General features: G+C 44.1%; 18 protein-coding genes. 13 read left to right on the top strand and 5 right to left on the bottom strand.

The window, feature by feature from the left end:
* The first annotated feature begins 275 nt into the window (after positions 1-275).
* The 3 genes from QQZ12_RS14865 to QQZ12_RS14855 all read left to right on the top strand — a co-directional run bounded on the left by QQZ12_RS14865 (position 276) and on the right by QQZ12_RS14855 (position 1,087).
* The gene (locus QQZ12_RS14865) at positions 276-506 is read left to right on the top strand and encodes a hypothetical protein (protein WP_284724601.1); all 231 of its coding nucleotides are present in this window, start codon (positions 276-278) and stop codon (positions 504-506) included.
* Between the two features lie 111 nt (positions 507-617).
* Positions 618-950: a phage holin family protein gene (locus QQZ12_RS14860; protein ID WP_189318936.1), complete on the top strand. Its 333-nt coding sequence runs from the start codon at positions 618-620 to the stop codon at positions 948-950.
* Positions 932-1,087, top strand: coding sequence for a hypothetical protein (locus QQZ12_RS14855; protein ID WP_189318937.1), 156 nt, complete (start codon positions 932-934; stop codon positions 1,085-1,087). The genes QQZ12_RS14860 and QQZ12_RS14855 overlap by 19 nt, the downstream gene beginning before the upstream one ends.
* Before the next feature lie 74 nt (positions 1,088-1,161).
* Here the strand turns inward: QQZ12_RS14855 and QQZ12_RS14850 are convergent, their stop codons facing one another.
* Positions 1,162-2,559 (bottom strand): helix-turn-helix domain-containing protein, encoded by a 1,398-nt coding sequence (locus QQZ12_RS14850; RefSeq protein ID WP_102991197.1) that lies wholly within the window; start codon positions 2,557-2,559, stop codon positions 1,162-1,164.
* Positions 2,560-2,821: 262 nt separating this feature from the next.
* Between QQZ12_RS14850 and QQZ12_RS14845 the strand changes: the two genes are divergently transcribed.
* The 7 genes from QQZ12_RS14845 (at position 2,822) to QQZ12_RS14815 (ending at position 7,334) form a co-directional block, all read left to right on the top strand.
* A complete protein-coding gene (locus tag QQZ12_RS14845) occupies positions 2,822-3,148 on the top strand; it encodes a hypothetical protein (RefSeq protein ID WP_102991198.1) in 327 nt (108 codons plus the stop codon).
* A gap of 307 nt (positions 3,149-3,455) precedes the next feature.
* Positions 3,456-3,740: a VVA0879 family protein gene (locus QQZ12_RS14840; protein WP_123827394.1), complete on the top strand. Its 285-nt coding sequence runs from the start codon at positions 3,456-3,458 to the stop codon at positions 3,738-3,740.
* Positions 3,741-3,791: 51 nt separating this feature from the next.
* Positions 3,792-4,811, top strand: a complete 1,020-nt coding sequence (locus QQZ12_RS14835) for a protein-L-isoaspartate O-methyltransferase family protein (protein WP_321195625.1) — start codon at positions 3,792-3,794, stop codon at positions 4,809-4,811.
* A 150-nt stretch (positions 4,812-4,961) separates the two neighbouring features.
* Positions 4,962-5,372 carry a lasso peptide biosynthesis B2 protein gene (locus tag QQZ12_RS14830; protein ID WP_102991200.1) on the top strand — a complete coding sequence of 137 codons (411 nt, stop codon included), beginning with the start codon at positions 4,962-4,964 and terminating at the stop codon, positions 5,370-5,372.
* A gap of 247 nt (positions 5,373-5,619) precedes the next feature.
* The gene (locus QQZ12_RS14825) at positions 5,620-6,168 is read left to right on the top strand and encodes an imm11 family protein (RefSeq protein ID WP_102991201.1); all 549 of its coding nucleotides are present in this window, start codon (positions 5,620-5,622) and stop codon (positions 6,166-6,168) included.
* A gap of 39 nt (positions 6,169-6,207) precedes the next feature.
* Positions 6,208-6,771, top strand: coding sequence for an imm11 family protein (locus tag QQZ12_RS14820; protein WP_284724600.1), 564 nt, complete (start codon positions 6,208-6,210; stop codon positions 6,769-6,771).
* Between the two features lie 164 nt (positions 6,772-6,935).
* Positions 6,936-7,334, top strand: a complete 399-nt coding sequence (locus QQZ12_RS14815; RefSeq protein WP_102991203.1) for a DUF1259 domain-containing protein — start codon at positions 6,936-6,938, stop codon at positions 7,332-7,334.
* Between the two features lie 275 nt (positions 7,335-7,609).
* Here QQZ12_RS14815 and QQZ12_RS14810 read toward each other — a convergent pair whose 3' ends face one another.
* Positions 7,610-8,128 (bottom strand): DUF1036 domain-containing protein, encoded by a 519-nt coding sequence (locus QQZ12_RS14810; RefSeq protein ID WP_284724599.1) that lies wholly within the window; start codon positions 8,126-8,128, stop codon positions 7,610-7,612.
* Between the two features lie 242 nt (positions 8,129-8,370).
* A complete protein-coding gene (locus tag QQZ12_RS14805; RefSeq protein ID WP_102991205.1) occupies positions 8,371-11,889 on the bottom strand; it encodes an efflux RND transporter permease subunit in 3,519 nt (1,172 codons plus the stop codon).
* Between the two features lie 108 nt (positions 11,890-11,997).
* On the opposite strand from QQZ12_RS14805, the gene QQZ12_RS14800 reads away from it, so the two are divergent.
* Positions 11,998-12,216 (top strand): hypothetical protein, encoded by a 219-nt coding sequence (locus tag QQZ12_RS14800; protein WP_102991206.1) that lies wholly within the window; start codon positions 11,998-12,000, stop codon positions 12,214-12,216.
* A 297-nt stretch (positions 12,217-12,513) separates the two neighbouring features.
* Positions 12,514-13,749, top strand: a complete 1,236-nt coding sequence (locus QQZ12_RS14795) for an amidase domain-containing protein (protein ID WP_284724598.1) — start codon at positions 12,514-12,516, stop codon at positions 13,747-13,749.
* A gap of 101 nt (positions 13,750-13,850) precedes the next feature.
* Here the strand turns inward: QQZ12_RS14795 and QQZ12_RS14790 are convergent, their stop codons facing one another.
* The gene (locus QQZ12_RS14790) at positions 13,851-14,441 is read right to left on the bottom strand and encodes a hypothetical protein (protein WP_284724597.1); all 591 of its coding nucleotides are present in this window, start codon (positions 14,439-14,441) and stop codon (positions 13,851-13,853) included.
* 268 nt (positions 14,442-14,709) lie between these two features.
* Here QQZ12_RS14790 and QQZ12_RS14785 point away from each other — a divergent pair, with 268 nt between their 5' ends.
* Positions 14,710-15,189, top strand: coding sequence for a CarD family transcriptional regulator (locus tag QQZ12_RS14785; protein ID WP_284724596.1), 480 nt, complete (start codon positions 14,710-14,712; stop codon positions 15,187-15,189).
* 71 nt (positions 15,190-15,260) lie between these two features.
* On the opposite strand, the gene QQZ12_RS14780 is transcribed toward QQZ12_RS14785, so the two are convergent.
* A complete protein-coding gene (locus QQZ12_RS14780; RefSeq protein ID WP_102991210.1) occupies positions 15,261-15,470 on the bottom strand; it encodes a cold-shock protein in 210 nt (69 codons plus the stop codon).
* Between the last annotated feature and the right edge of the window lie 237 nt (positions 15,471-15,707).

Raw genomic sequence — 15,707 nt, 5'->3', positions numbered from 1 at the left:
TTCAATAAAAATTGGCGAGATGAGCGAAAATGAGGGCCATTTTCGAGGGGAATGAGGCTTCTAACAGACCTTCTAACAAACCTTCTAACGTGCGGCATTGTTCGGGGGTTATTCGGGATAACCGAGATTGGCTGAGTTGGCGGTTTGTTTGGGTTTTTTGGCTCTTATTATCCGCTATTTTTGCAGTACGCATAACTCGAAAACCGTTGTGCGGGAATTACCCGTACCGTGGGTTCGAATCCCACTCTCTCCGCCAAACATAAAGGGTTCCGCGATTGCGGAGCCCTTTTCATTTTGCCGATGATAATCTGTCGGAATTAATTCAAGTGGCAACCGATATCGTTCAGCGACATGTTCCTGCTCCTCCTACCCCTCAGCCTCCTGATCCGAAAGAGGTGTTTTGTGAGAAGGTCTCTTCTATGAACTTTGATCAGTCTTCTTCATTGGAAGAATTGAAATCAATATTAAGCGAGCTGAAGGCGGCTTTACTGGATTTTTATCAGTAAGTCGCTTTTTCATGTTTTACAGAGGTTGTACGATGCAGATCATTGAAAACTGGAGTGAGTTTATTTTTAAATTTTCTGTTGGGGCCGTAGGTGGATTGGTGGCCTAACTGTATGGGGGGGTGGTCAAATTCATTAAAGGCTCTGTTGATTTTTGTAGTGATTGACTATGTGAGTGGCTTTTTCGCGGCCTGTAAAGAAGGGAAGTTATCCAGTCAGGTGGGGATGATGGGAATCACCAAAAAAGTGATGGTATTCGCGCTTATTGCAGTGGTCCATCTTATCGATACCTCATTGGGGAATCAGCACTTGTTCCGAGATGGAACGGTGCTTTTTTATTTGGTTAATGAGGTGCTTTCCATTCTGGAGAATGTGGGCCGAATGGGGCTGCCTATCCCTCCACAGCTTCAGAAAGGAATTGAGATCTTATGGAAAAGGAAAAAGTAGACAAGCCGAAACCGAGGTACAGAGTGATGGTGGATGGGAAGGAGATTGTGGATACGGCTTATGTGGCGAAGATTTGTGATGTGGTTGAAAAGGCGGTTAAAAACAACAGAAAAGAAGTTAGCATCAAACGGATTTAACAACTTTCCCAAAAAAGAAGAACCCATTTATTTTTAGATGGGTTCTTCATTACATAAATAATTGTGTATAGCATTTAGTCATCGGGTGGTTCTGGCTGGAACTCCTTTTCAGCATGTGGATTCTGGGAATAGCTTTGGTGCATAGTTAATTCACCTCCATTCTGGGATTTTATACTGAGCTCATAGAAACGGGAAAGATATTTGTTGTATTTTACTGTGTCCCTTTTCTCATAGCATTGTGCTAATTTTAGCATAATATTTTTTTCTTTATTAGTAAAATGCCTTTCGGCTATTTTACCAGCTTCATCAAATTGTTGAATAGCCTCAGTTATTTTGTTTTGCTGAAAGAAACATTCACCTAAAGCAAATTGGGCTTCCAATTGTTTAAGTCCATTATTTACTTTTTTACTTAATTTAACTGCTGAGATTAGGTATTTTTCAGCAAGTTCCAAATTGTTTATCTGTTTGTAGAGTTTCCCCAATTCCGTGTAGTTATATGCTGGTAGTAAATACTTGTCTCGAAGCTTATTTTTAAATCGGTATGCTGTGTTGAAGCAGGTTTTTGCTGAATCAAAGTCGCCTAAGTTCTTATAAGAAACGCCAAGTGTCGTCCAAAGCTCAAAACAATGGTCGAAGTGTTTAGAGCGTTGAGCCATATCAATAGCTTTATTGATACATGATATTGCTTCATCATGATTCTTAAGTTCATTGTGAAGAATCGCTTGAAGACTATACATAGTTAATTGGGTTTCAGTGTCCATCTCAGATAAGTAATTCCACATTCTTTCTAATGCTTTCATAGCTGCATTTGTAAAGCCCAATTTACTTAAATATATTGCTTCACTTATAAGAAGGTAATGTTTGTAGTAATTTCTTTCTCCTTCTTCTTTAAAAACAGTTAGCCCTTTTTGAAGCAGTTTTAACGCTTGTTCAAGATTGTTTTTGCGATAGTAAACTCTCGCTAGTCCATAAAAGCAGGCTGACTTCAGATTAGACTTGGAAAGCTCCTTATGTTCATCAAAGAGGCGAATACACTCATTGTAATGTTCTTTAGACTTATCCCATCTCCCTTTTTTATAAAAGCATTTTCCCTTCAAATATTCGACGGTTGCTTGGATATATGGATCGTTTGGAAGGTCTAATTCTTTGAGTCTTTTTATTGCAAAGTCGGGGCTTACACAAAAAATGTCACTTTCAATTGACTTCAGGCTTAACTTTAGCTTGGAAATATAGTCAAGTTCTTTCTTTTTAGTTTCTTCAAGGTATTGTGGGATTTTTTCTAGTTTCCAGTTGAGCTTTTGGCAGTAGTAGGAAATTTTTTGTATCCCTACTTTTTTCTTTCCTAGCTCGATATTGCTAATTGTCGCAGATGTTAAAAGATTGTCAACTAAGTCTTTTTGTTTAAGTCCAAGCTTAATTCTTCGTTCTCGAAGGATTTTACCAAGTTGCTTTCGATCATCTAAATACCACATAGCAACCCTCCTATTAGCGAAATGATAATTTATTTTTCTGAATTTATCAACTCGCCTTACTGGAGAAGCCGCCTTTTTTCGGTATAACTATTCTTGATTTAAGTTTAATTCAACTGAATTATTTGGTTTCGACTGAATTTTAAGGGAAGAATTAACCTAAGCAAACGATTAAAATAGTTAAAATTTATTGATTTGCATGATTTTTTATCTTGTTTTATACTGCGTATACAACAACAAAATAACTCCAATGAGGTGATTTTAAGTGTTAAAACTCCAAGTTGAAGGCAACGCGAATCAGGTTCAACTGTTTCTAATGGATTTGGATCGTCGCCCAGACCTTATTGTAAAAAAACACGAAAATTTTATCCAAGGGCTTCAGCCCGAAGACAAAATCTCAGTAACCTGCTACGTTAACCGGAGTCCAAATCCACGGCGGCGAATGCGAATTGCCCAACTGCTTTGCCGGGATGGAGTGGAAATTCAGATTCCGCTACTCGATGTTATCGAAGCGGATATGACGAATGGGATTCGGCTGATAACAGGGAGATCCTATGACATATTTGCGGACAAGAAAAAAAGAGCCATATAAAAATGGCCCATACAAGTAAATAGATTATTTCCATTAATAGCATAAATGGAATTGCCAGAAAGGGGTTTCTAATTAACGGAGAAAGTAGAAGGACGCTACTGGCATAATGAATCAACAGATCAGATACATTTGATTCATATTCGAGCGAAAAAACAAAGATACTTAAAGTTAAGGAAAAAGTAAATGGCTTTTTTACAGGCATACCAAATTACACGAACGATTACAAGAGGGTAAGAAGAGGGAGTGATCGTTTCCAACACGGAGACGACGAAGTAATCAATAATTATCGAGTAAGCGGTGTGGTTTTATGATTAGACAAACTGATGAAGAATGGTACAGGGAGATGCTAGATAGGTATCGTAATTTGAAGAAGGTAACATTTGAATGTCCTAATTGCGGTCACCTTCAGTCCATTGAAGACTTTGTAACGCTTGGACTTGATGCAACAAGAGCTTATAGAGATTGTTTGGGGCGGTACGTTGATAATTTAGATTGCCAATTTTCAGTTGATGATGGTGATTGTTCGTTTGATAATGTACGGATTATTGTTTTGAAAGATGGAAGCGAATGTAAGGTATTTAATTTTATCTAGCCAGAAGGGAGACGAAAATAAAAGAAGAATCAATTTTGCACTCTTATAAGTTTGGAGGTTATGGATATGAGTCGAGTTGGGGAAGCAGTGGTAGCGGTGAATCGTGATGCTTATGTATTGAGACCGGACGGAACACAGATTACACAGACAACTGCAACTAGAGGAATTGTAAAATCACTCGAGCTTTTGGACGTTGAATTAGGCATGAATGTACTTGAAATTGGAACAGGCTCTGGATATAGCACAGCGCTATTGGAATATTTAGTCGGTAATGGGGGAACGATTGTCTCCATCGATATTGAGCCAGAAATGACTGAACGGGCAAAGAGACTATTCCAGGGAAGATCCCATCTCTCCTTTGTCACCAAAGATGGAAGACAAGGTTATAAGCAAGGAATGCCTTATGACCGAATTGTTGCTTGGGCAACGGCTCAGTACTTACCTAGCGAGTGGGTAGAGCAAATTAAAGATCGGGGAATGATTGTTGCTCCATTTAAGGTCTCACCGGTCGCAGATACCACAGTAATTGCTCGTTTTATGAAAAATGGCGAAAGTATGCAAGGTGATATGGTTGTTCCAGGAGGGTACATTCTGATGAATGATACTCCGCATTATGAGACTTTTGGGCCTGAAATGGACGCAGATTTTGTTTTAAAAGAAGGAGATGAGGTTGTTACTTGGGTGAGCACAGAGTGGTTACGAAAAGGGGAAGAAACGAAAGAATGGGTTGAAATGTTAAGGAAGGCAAGACCCAAAGCCCCCTTAATTGAAGGAGGTGATGAAGCGAATCAGTTTCGTGCTTTCTTATTGGCTATGCTTCCCGACGGATTAACCACTGCCTACTTACATCGTACTTTCTTTATTGGAATTAGTGATCCATCTGGATTTGCACTAATAGATCTCGATGGGCAAATGTATTTAGAAGAGGGAAGCAAAGAAATAGCAAATCGAATGGAAAATCTAACTATCCAGTGGGTTAATACAGGGAAACCAAGTTATGAGTCGATGCGGCCAGTAATAAGAACAAATGGAGACAAGTCTTGGGTGCGCTTGGAATTGAAGAATTCATAAGGAGGAATTCCAATGGAAAAAAATCAAAAGGATCAAGAACAAGGAAGAAAAGGGTATGAACCACGAGGCTAGGTATCTAAGTAGTTCAGTTCGTTCAGACGTGGAGGAATTTTTGAAGGAGCTAATAAACCAAGGGTTGGTCGTAGAAGCATGAGCAAAGAAATGACATTGGTAGAACAGGATATACCAGTTCATTCTAGAGATAAGATTTTGGCATGGTGCATAATCATTGCTACATGGATTGGGATTCGACTAGTGAAAATAGAGTACATCTATTCTTTATTGAGGAAACTCAAGAAACGCTGCAAGCAGGATATGACATTAAGGGAAGCAAAAGTGATAGCGAGCTGTGTTTATTCTGCAAGGAAGATTTTTTGGGGACGTGTTGCTTGTTTAGAAACCTCGTTATCAATTTTTTTGCTGGCTTTACTAAAGCAAAGGTCAGTGCAATGGTATTTGGGTGTAAAACTTGGCCCCTTTTCTTCACATGCTTGGATTGAGGTAGAAGGAAAACCACTTGATAATGAGGCGAATGAGTACCAAAAAGTAATGAAAATTTAAAACAAGAGAGGGTTTATTAATGGTGAGATGTGAAAGGTGCGGAGGTTCGGGACAAACTAAGGACAAAAAGAAATGTCCTTTATATAAAAGTCCTGGGAATGATAATAAGTAAGAAACAAAGTTCGGAAGGGGGCTATTTCCTCTTCCTATTTTTATGTGACTCTAGATAGAGGCAGTTGAAGTGTTGAATGAAATCCGAGCAAAACTGTTGAATGGGTCTTTACAGTTAAATTGATGGGGAAGTACTATGAAAATTTGGCAATTGAAAAGTACTTTTAATGGGTTTGAGACGCTAGGGCTACTTGATTTTGATAGGGATCATAAAATTGATGATATGTTAATCCAAGTAACACCTATAGCAAATAACTGGAAAGAAGTTGAAATTTGCACAATAGAGGAAGGAAAAAAGAGTGATTGTCCTCATTTCTGGGACTGGTCTATTCCTGTTTTTAGTGAAAGGGCATTATATGTTACACAACACTTTTTACAGGATAAAGCAGAAGCATTGCCATTGGCTCATCCTGAAAGAAATTTTTTTGCTATCCATGTTACAAATGCAATCGATGCTATTGATTATGATCGAGCAGTTATTAAAAAATTATCTACAGGATTACGCTTGGTATTTGAAAAATATGCATTTGTAAAAGAAAAAGTGGAAAGAGAGAATATCTTTCGTGTATATCTGGATGAGAGTTTAGTATGGATGGTATTCGTATCTGATGCATTTAAAAAAGTAGTAGAATCTAATAACCTGAGTGGACTTAAGTTTATCGAAGTTTGGGATTCAGAGAGTTAGTTTTTTAATATTCGAAAATTAATTTGGTTAAGGGTTATCATGAAGATTTGGCAATTACAGAGCTTATTAAATGAGGATTTCCAATCTCTTCAACTAGTTCATTTTGAGCAAGATTATAATAAGTATTTTGATAAAAGATTTTTTGAAGTGGAGCCGATGTTTGAATTTTGGCAGCCTGTCGAAGTATATATTATTGAGGAAGGAAAAAGGAAAAGTGATTGTCCACCATTTTGGGGATGCAGTTTTGCACTTGTATTTAGCGAAAGGGCGTTAGGTGTTTTAGAGGACTTAGTAAAAGAGAAAGTAGAAGCATTACCTTTGGTTCATCCTGAAGATAATTATTGGTTGATTCATATACTACATGCAATTGATGCCGTTGATTATGAGAAAGCTATCGTCGAAACCACAGAATCAGGTCGACTAATTGACTTTGAGAAATATGCCTTTAGCAAGGAAAAAGTAAAAGGGGAACATATTTTTCAAGTATATCTAGGTGATCAAGTTCATCCAGTTGTGTTTGTATCTGACGAATTTAAACATGTCGTTGAAGCCAATCGCCTGGTTGGATTTGAGTTTATAGAAGTGTGGGATTCAGAAAAATAGTTTTTTAAATGTTGTCCAATAAGTTGGGGCGAGCTGAAAGGGTTCCGCAATTCGGAGCCCTTTTTTATTTTACCGAAATCGGGTGACGTTTGGTTTCTTGCCGTTTCCTCCTGGTTTTCGCTGGCATACAGTGAGATGGATTTAGATTGAAAGGAGGAATCGTTATGGCACGCAGTAAAACGTTATGTGATCGGTTTGCTAAAATTCTGGGAGGGACGGGGGAGATTGTAAACGGGGTTTGCGTGGTCACCCGTTTGCGCAATCTGTCACCCACGATTTTGGGGCGTCGGACGCGTTCCCCATTGGCCATTGCGGCGCTCTTTTCCTTTGAAGGGCTGGACAGTAGAGGAAGGGCGCTAAACTTGGGGGAGACGGTTATCTTGCAGAGAGAGATCAACCCGTTCATTACCGAGCTGCGCAAGCGGGGCCTCATCGTGACAGCAGTGCACAACCATTGGTTATTTGACGATCCGCGCTTGATGTATATCCATTGGGAATCGGTTGATCGCCCGCTCGATTTCGCGAGAAAGGTGAGAGAAGCGTTCCGAGTGCTGGAAAAATAGGAATGCGGCATTTTCACGTGATTCACAGCCGTTATCTCCTGTGTACATGATTGTTAGCATAAGATGTTTTATCTCCAAAAAGCGCAGTAAGAAGCGCATGTCGCAATCTTTATAGCGCTTTTATTTTTATTTGATAGTAGCTGTTTGAATGGCTGTTTTATGTGATAAGAAATGCCCTTGGGGAGTGGGGGGCGTGATGTGTTGGATGAATGGAACGATGTAAAAAGGGTTCCGCGACTGCGGAACCCTTTTTTTGCAATCATTCTGATCCGACATCAGGTTTGTCTGCGGACCTTCAGCGGAAAATTGACGCGGTTTTTTAATACTGGGCAACCCTTTCTCAGTTTCTTGGGCATGGTTGTGGGCATTTGCCGCGGTACGGGCTTTTTGTTTGTTGGGTTTGTGGGCAAGGCGATCGTTACATTTTCCGATGATTTACGTTGGCTACTGCCGATTCCGATCAGGTTTACTGTGTGGTTGAAGACAAAATTGCCGACATCGACCCGGTTCATCCCTACATTTCTGCAGGTGGTGCACCCTACGTTCCAACACCAATGGAAAGCTTGAAAGGGGACTTGGGTGAAGTATGGACCAGTCCACACCAGTCTGTCACTCTCAGCGTAGTAAAAGAAGGTGCGGCCCCCGGCGAATCCGCTCCACACTTCTCTGAGTTGTCCCGGGTCCAATCGAAACCAGCCAATCTTCGCATAGGTGATAGGCCGGCAGTCTGAATTTTGATAGGCGTAGGCCACATACACGGTTGAGTTGGTGCTGTTGCGAAATAAAAGACCCATCGTCTCACTCCCTTGTCTTGATTTCAGCACTCAGATCATTATATGAACAAGATGAAAAGGGGTATTGGACGGCTCACCCGCGAGAGGCTTGATTAATAAAAGAAATGGCAGGTGACCGGTTCTCCTCCAGTAGCACTCATCGTAGAAAGATGTTTTCTTTCATATGTGTCAGCTTGCATGAAAAAAGGAGCTGTCCGTTGTCGGAAGCTCCTTTTGCTTTGCAGTTTTGATCTGCCTGCACATTATGAGGTTGTGTTCATCGGCTGCGCACTCGGCAGGCTTGAGTTTTGCGATGGGTTTTGCTTGGCTAGGTTGCGCCGTCCGATCTTTGAAAGCAGCAGGTACATGATAGGGACGATGTACAGCGTGAGCAGAGTGGAGGAAATCAGCCCTCCAATGACCACAACGGACAAGCCTTGGGTGATCGCATTTCCTTCGCCAATCCCCAATCCGGCCGGAATCAAGGCAAATACGGTGGCGCAAGCCGTCATCATGATTGGGCGCAAGCGAGTGCCTGCGGCTTCCAGCAACGCGTCTTCCAGCTCCAAGCCGTCTGCCATCTGTTGATGAACCCGATCAAGCAACACGATGGCATTGGTAACGACAATCCCGATTAGCATCAAGGCACCGATCAGAGCGGCGACACTGATGGGCAAACCGGCGATCCATAAGCCGACCAGCCCGCCGATCACCGCGAACGGAAGGGAGAAAAGGATAGTGAACGGGGTTGTCGCTTCCTTAAAGGTGGCCAGCATGACCAAATAAACAAGGAGGGTTGCGCCAGCGATGGCGATGCCGATCTGTTGGAAACTATCACTCATTTGCTGGGCGTCGCCGCCGATGGTTACTTCCACTCCGGGCGGCAATTTCATTCCGCTGATGATGTTGCGCAACTCTGCGGAGAGGGCACCAGTGTCTTGCGTGATGGCGTCCCCAGAGATGGTGGCGAACTGTTGGCCGTTTTCTTTTTGGATTTTGAGAGGCCCATTGATTTCTTTGACCGTGGCGATGGAACCGAGCTTAACCATTCTGCCGGATGGGCTCAACAGTTGTAGATCTTTCAACTTCTGCACGAGATTGATTTGTGGTTTTTCTAAGCCCAACCGAATCTCCAACGACTGGTTGCCTTGTGTGATTTCGTTCACTTTGTCCGCTTTTAGCAAGGCGCGCACAGACATCGCTACTTGACTGGCGGTCAAGCCCTCGCTGGAAGCCTTTTGTTGGTCGATATCCACGTTCAACAATTTTTTTTGTTCGCTCAGATTGTTGGAAACATTGGTTAACCCTTTCATCTGTTTCATACGCTGGGTTAATTCAGCTGCCACGGCTTGGATGTCAGAGATCCGCTCCCCCTTCACCACACTGGTGATCTGATTGGTGGAGGGGCCAAGGCTTTTAAGTTCTAGCACTTGAAGCTCGGCATTTCCTTTGTGCCGCTGGAGCCCTTGCCGGATGCGTTCGACCATAGCGTTTGTGTCTGTGTCAGGGCGAAGGCTGACGAGCAGGGAGATGTGATTGGTATCTCCCGCCATCGGACTGTTTAGATTGCCAATCGAAGCTGACACCACTTGTACTTCGGAATGAGACTTTAGCTGGCTTTCAATCTCTTTGGCCTTCTGGTTGGTCGCGGACAGGGATGTGCCAGGAGGCAATGTCAGCGTCACTTGCAAGGTTCGGTTTTGATCTGCCGGAATGAAGCTGGTGCCCACAACGGGGATCAAGCACAAGCTGGCCGCAAGCAAAGCAGCAGCGGAGATGAGGATGACGGCTTTATGCTGGAAGGCCCAATCCAGGCTCGCTTGGTAAAACAGCACCACTTGGCTTTTTTTTCGGCGTCGGCGCGATCGCTTCTCCCCTTTGAGCAGATATTTGGCCATCAGCGGCACAACCGTGATGGAAACCACCAACGAACACAAGAGAGAGAAGACAATGGTCAAAGCGAAGGGGGTGAACAGCTTGCCGACCACGCCGTCGATGAACCCCAGCGGAATAAAGACGACGACAGTGGTGAATGTCGACGAGGTGATGGCTGAGGCCACTTCTTTGGTTGCCGTTTGGATGAGAGAGACTGTTTCTTCATTTGACCGCAATAGATGGCGGTGAATGTTTTCGATGACGACCAGGCTATCATCCACGATCCTGCCGATGGCGACAGCGAGTCCCCCCAGAGTCATCACGTTTAGGGTGAGATCCGCTTGATCCAGGAAAATCAATGTCGCCATAACGGACAGCGGAATGGAGACGATGGAGATCACCACAGTACGCAGGTTGCGTAGAAACAGCAAAATCACAAGCATGGCGAACAAGGCTCCCAAGAGACCCTCGCGAATAATGGTGTGAATTGAAAGCTTGACCATCGCCGATTGGTCGAGTAAGACGGAGATCGCCAAGCCGGGGTGTTGCTTCATGAGAGAGGCTGTTTTTTCTTTCACCTTGTTAGCCGCATCGACGATGTTCCCATCAGGGTTTTTAAGCAGTTCGATGTTGACGGAGGGTTTTCCGTTGACACGCGTGATCAGCGGTGCATCTTCAATCGATTCCGTCACGCTGGCGATTTGTGAAAGTTTGATGGTTTTGAGACTTTGTGATTGGGAAGGAACGGCCGTCTGAGCAGGAGTGGCCTGTCCTTTGCCCGGCTGAAGTTTGCCCGCGTTCTGTTCGGGTTTCGGCATGCGGTTTTGTAGTTGCTTCAGCTTGTCGTTCATTTTTTTCAGCGTTTTGGTCTCCGCGTCTACTTTTGGCTTCAATGTGGCGACGGTAGCTTTTGCCTTCTCGTCTTCAGGATGTTGTTTAAGCCAGAGCTGGGCGGCGTTTAACGCCAGTTGATCAGCCAATAATTTGGCTTGCAACTGTTGGGCGGCTTGCATCAGTTGCATTTGCGCTTGAAGCATTCCAAGGCCTTGGCCCACTTGCCCTAATCCTTGGCCCAATTGTCCGACCGATTGCCCCAATCCCTGAAACCCCTGATCGATTTGTTTCATTGATTTCTGGAGATTTTCCTGCGGGTTGGGATATAGAGGGATGCGCAGGTTTTTCAATTGTTCCACGGAAGTGATTTTCTGGTCGATTTGCACAGGGCGGATGACGTCTTCCGCATGCACATCGCCGACGGGAATGGTCACGTTGTTTCCTTGCAATGCTTGTTGCACTTGTTGCACGGACAAGTTGTACTTTTTGAGCTGGTCTTGCTTTAAGCGGACGTAGACCGCTTTGGAGCTTTGCCCTTGGATTTCCGCTTTACCAACCTCTTTAATGCTTTTGAGGGCCGGTGTCATGGTTTGTTTGACCCATTGTTCCAATTCGGTGATGGATTGGGTCTTGCTGGTGACGCTCAAGATCATGAACGGTTTGGAGTTAAAGCCGAAGCGATTGAAGCTGGTTGGGGTCGTTTCTTTGGGCAGGCGCGTCTGTTCGATGGCGTTCTGCATCTCTTGTTTGGCTTGATTCAAATCGGTGTTAAAACCGTATTCGACTGCAACCATGGACACGCTGTCAGAAGACATAGAAGTGACTTTTTTGACACCTTCCAGTTCCTGCAAAGCTTGCTCAATCGGCTTGGTCACCTTTTCGTCCACTTCTTGTGGGGATGCGCCGGGATAGCCGGTGACAGCAGCGATGACCGGGATGTCAATGTCGGGCATCGATTCCATTTTCAATTGGGTCGCAGTGTAGACGCCGCCGGCGGTGATGAGAACAACCAGCAAAAAAACCATGGCTGCGTTGCGTAACGAAAACTGGGTCAGTCCATCCACAATACGCACATCATTCTCTCCTTTATGTTGAACGGCCAGTAGCCTCTTTAAGATTAAGCAGGTTATGTGCGCAAACGGTCACACGGCCCATTTGCGTTGTTGGGAGGGAAATGTTTTATGTTGGAAAAGGGCTTTGCTACCGGCGGGAGGGTATCACCGTGGATTGAGTTGCGGTGGGGTGGACCAAACCGGCGGATAACGGCAAAAGGTATAAACTCTCATACCACCAATCAGACCAAATCAAACCGTCCAAATTATAAATTTACCCATTTTGTTGTATTTTACAAAAATACCACCTTGCCGAAAGAGGGTTGTTTCGGTAAGCTTGCTTTATAAAAAGGATTTTATTTCTTTCGTATTTTAGATTAGCATGAACAGAGCAGGAGAACCATTGTTTAATATTACAGTCATCTTACACTTTTGAAAGGAAGCTTTCGGGTAGGGGGCCGAAGGGGCGCCACCTCCACAGTTTCTCATCTTGGAGAAATCGGTTTGTCAATATCTATTTCTTAAATATTTTTCTAAAAAAACAAAAACATTCGAAAACAATTTTGAAAACGACTCCCTATCATAGCGAAACATATCATATTCTAAAGTTATGATTTCATCACACCTTAGAAGGAAGGGAACACCGTGAACAGAATCATGATTTCTTCCATGATGATTCTTGCTTTGATAGCCAACGGATGCTCATCGACTGATGTGCAGCAGGGCCAGGAGACCAAAAAACAGCCAGTGGCCAAAACCACCCAGTCGAATGAATCCGAGTTGAGCCCAGTAGATGTAGTAGAAACAGCGTCGCAAGAGGTGGCCAAGAAAAGCCCACCAGTGAGCCAAAAGACCAAACCAAACATGGAAGACCTAAAACATTTGGCGAAAGTGAACTATTACCAGAAATCGATCAAACAAAAGCCGTCGGCTGAGCAAAAAGCGTTGGCAGCCATCGACCGTGTGGCTAAACAGCATAAAGTCAATGTGAAACCGGATGTGAACAACAGCAAGTTCCGTGAGATGGTCGTTGCGGCAGCCACGAACATCCAGTCTCTCACCCCGGACGAAGCGAAAGCGGTGATCGACTATGCTAAAAAAGTGGACGCCTATGAGAATAGCAAAAAGAATGAAATCATTAAGCAAATGAAGGAAAAGGTTAACATGGGTGTGTCGTTGACCGAAGAGGACAAGGCGCTGTTGGACGCTGTGACCCCTATCAAGCCGGGACAAAAGTTGCAAGGGCCTCCACCGCAAGTCAAGCCGGGACAAGGTGGCCTAGAAAATCCGGGGCCACAAAAACCCAAAGAAGAACAACCTGGCAATCCGGTGCCGCAGGAGCCTAAACCAGGGCAACCTAATCAGCCAGTGCCACAACAACCCAAGCCCGGTAACCAGTACGATCCTATCAAGGCTAGGGATTATGCTTACCAATGGTGGAACAAGCGTAACAATGAACAATACAATTATTATTCCCGGGTGAGCGGCGGCTGTTATAATTGTTGGGCAGATTGCACCAATTTTGTGTCACAAGCGATCAAAGCAGGCGGCATTGAGGAGAGAAGAAACGGCACCTATTGGTATTACAGCGATACAAAACCTTCATACGCTTGGGGAGTAGCCAACAGTTTCTACAAACACTTCAAGGAGAGAGCACAAGAGGTGAAGAGCTGGAAAGACCTGTCGGTGGGGGATGTGGTCAATGTCGACTTTGACCATGACGGCGACATCGAGCATTCGGCCATTGTCACCAAAGTCGGAATGTGGGAAGTCTATGTCACCCAGCATACCAGCGATAAAAAAGATGCCCCTCTGTCTCCTTGGCTGAGAGCCGGGTATGATGTATATGCATGGAAAATGAGCACAGCTAATTTGAAATAATGACAACATTGATGTTGCAAGACTGTCTTAACATAGATGTTCAACCATATGACGATCGGTCCTGATTAACAGGGCCGATCGTTTTTAGGTTGTGATGTGTGTCAGTCTCCGCACCAGAACAAATTCCAAATAGAAGGACGGCAAGCAGGGGAAGTGTCTCCGGCAGGTGGAGGATCATCTGGCTGGGGCGTGGTCGGCGTGGTTGGTTCCTGTGGTTTGGGCGGTTCCGCCGGTGTGTCAGGTGTTGTGGATGACGAGGGCGGTTCCGGTGTATTGTCCGCAGAGGGAAGGGGGATGGCCGCCGTTGTCGCCTGTTGCTTCGGTTGAGGCTGGTTGTTGACATTGCCAGCAATGGCTACTAACGTATGTGGTTTGGATGATTGCTGTTCGTCAAGCTCTATTAAGATGTTCGGTTTGCTCCGAGAGGTGAACATCCCTGTTGGAGAGGGTGACGGTTGGTAAGCAGTGGCGGAAGTCCGTTTGTCCTTGGGAAACATGATCCAGCAAACGGTGCCGATGAGGGATAAGGAACAGACTGCTACCAAAACAAACTGAGTTATACGAGGATTCTGCCTTTTTATGGCGGGGTCTTCCTTTTGTTTCTCTATGTAATGGCTTTCCAAAAGGGTGTGCTTGATGGGTTTGCGATGGGGCGACAGCAAATGACTGCGCTTTCTCGAGTGATTGTCCATGCGAACAAGCTCCTTCAGATGGTCTCTACGCCATCACATGGTAGCATAATTGCACTGCTATTCCAATCCTGTTCCTTATGTTTAACAATATCGTTATCTTATTGAGCGGTCAGGCAAGAGCGGTTCTTTTGTTAAATGACGATTAACAAACAAACGGGCACATCTTATTGACTTGAAACTAATCATCGTAGTAAAATATTATATTTATTTGTAAATGAACCTCAGATGTGCTATGATTAATCATAGCGTTGAATTGGGGGTGGTTGCATTGTTTCAGGTTGGTGACAAAATCATGTATCCGATGCATGGCGCAGGTGTTATTGAAGCAATTGAAGAGAAGGAGATTTTGGGTGTGAAGCAAAATTACTACGTGCTCAAGATCACGACAGGAAGCATGCAAGTGATGATTCCGGTGGAGAAAGCAGAAGACTTGGGAATCCGAGCCGTTGTCGATGCATGCGAACTGGATGATATTTTGCGCAATGCGGCAAAAACGGACCCCGACCCATCGACCCAGTGGAATCATCGGCACCGCGTGTTCTTGGATAAAATCAAAACAGGCAATATCCATGACGGGGTGGAAGTGATTTGCGAATTGGCTTCCCGTAGCCTGACCAAAACATTGAGCCGCGGTGAAAAAGCAGTGTTGGATCAAGCAAGGCAAATCTTCATCAGCGAGATGATGTTGGTGAAAGGGATCACGGAAGATGAAGCCAATGCGTTGTTGGAACAGATGGTCAGCTGTTGATCAAGGCTGATGGGAAAAGCTGTTAGCTAAAGCGCCAACAGCTTTGAACCATGGATGCGAAGGGGGAATTTTTATAATTTTTCTACGTTGGCAGCTTGCATCCGTCCTTGGTCGTTTTCGACGATGTCGAAGCTGACGCGTTGACCTTCATCTAAGGTTTTGAACCCTTCTCCCTCGATTGCGGAATAATGCACGAAAACATCATCATTTCCGGGAACCTCGATGAACCCATACCCCTTGTCAGCATTAAACCATTTTACTGTGCCAGTTGTTTTACCCATATGAATAACCCTCCCAAAAACAATCCTGCGGATGATGAAGGGGGCATCTCCATGTCTTAGGGTCCTCCCATCATCGCATGTTTAATATAAGTATCTCCTGATACTAAGCGATTAACCCGAGAATTATTACCAATCAACAGCGTTTCCTTGGTTGACCGATTGGTGTAGGTGCATAAATCTAAATATTCGGTCTTTTTCTATGAAATGTTTACAAAAATCATATAGGCAGTTTTCCTG

Source organism: Laceyella tengchongensis, from assembly GCF_900182735.1.
In the GTDB taxonomy this organism is placed as follows: domain Bacteria; phylum Bacillota; class Bacilli; order Thermoactinomycetales; family Thermoactinomycetaceae; genus Laceyella; species Laceyella tengchongensis.
Note: the sequence above shows the minus strand (reverse complement) of the source record. Positions and strands in the feature narration are given on the sequence as shown.

Coding starts and splice junctions, on each gene's coding strand:
- QQZ12_RS14850 (WP_102991197.1), bottom strand. CDS start 2,559: ATGTGGTATTTAGATGATCGAAAGCAACTTGGTAAAATCCTTCGAGAA.
- QQZ12_RS14830 (WP_102991200.1), top strand. CDS start 4,962: ATGAGCAAAGAAATGACATTGGTAGAACAGGATATACCAGTTCATTCT.
- QQZ12_RS14815 (WP_102991203.1), top strand. CDS start 6,936: ATGGCACGCAGTAAAACGTTATGTGATCGGTTTGCTAAAATTCTGGGA.
- QQZ12_RS14820 (WP_284724600.1), top strand. CDS start 6,208: ATGAAGATTTGGCAATTACAGAGCTTATTAAATGAGGATTTCCAATCT.
- QQZ12_RS14790 (WP_284724597.1), bottom strand. CDS start 14,441: ATGGACAATCACTCGAGAAAGCGCAGTCATTTGCTGTCGCCCCATCGC.
- QQZ12_RS14860 (WP_189318936.1), top strand. CDS start 618: ATGGGGGGGTGGTCAAATTCATTAAAGGCTCTGTTGATTTTTGTAGTG.
- QQZ12_RS14840 (WP_123827394.1), top strand. CDS start 3,456: ATGATTAGACAAACTGATGAAGAATGGTACAGGGAGATGCTAGATAGG.
- QQZ12_RS14780 (WP_102991210.1), bottom strand. CDS start 15,470: ATGGGTAAAACAACTGGCACAGTAAAATGGTTTAATGCTGACAAGGGG.
- QQZ12_RS14855 (WP_189318937.1), top strand. CDS start 932: ATGGAAAAGGAAAAAGTAGACAAGCCGAAACCGAGGTACAGAGTGATG.
- QQZ12_RS14825 (WP_102991201.1), top strand. CDS start 5,620: ATGAAAATTTGGCAATTGAAAAGTACTTTTAATGGGTTTGAGACGCTA.
- QQZ12_RS14810 (WP_284724599.1), bottom strand. CDS start 8,128: ATGGGTCTTTTATTTCGCAACAGCACCAACTCAACCGTGTATGTGGCC.
- QQZ12_RS14800 (WP_102991206.1), top strand. CDS start 11,998: ATGTTGGAAAAGGGCTTTGCTACCGGCGGGAGGGTATCACCGTGGATT.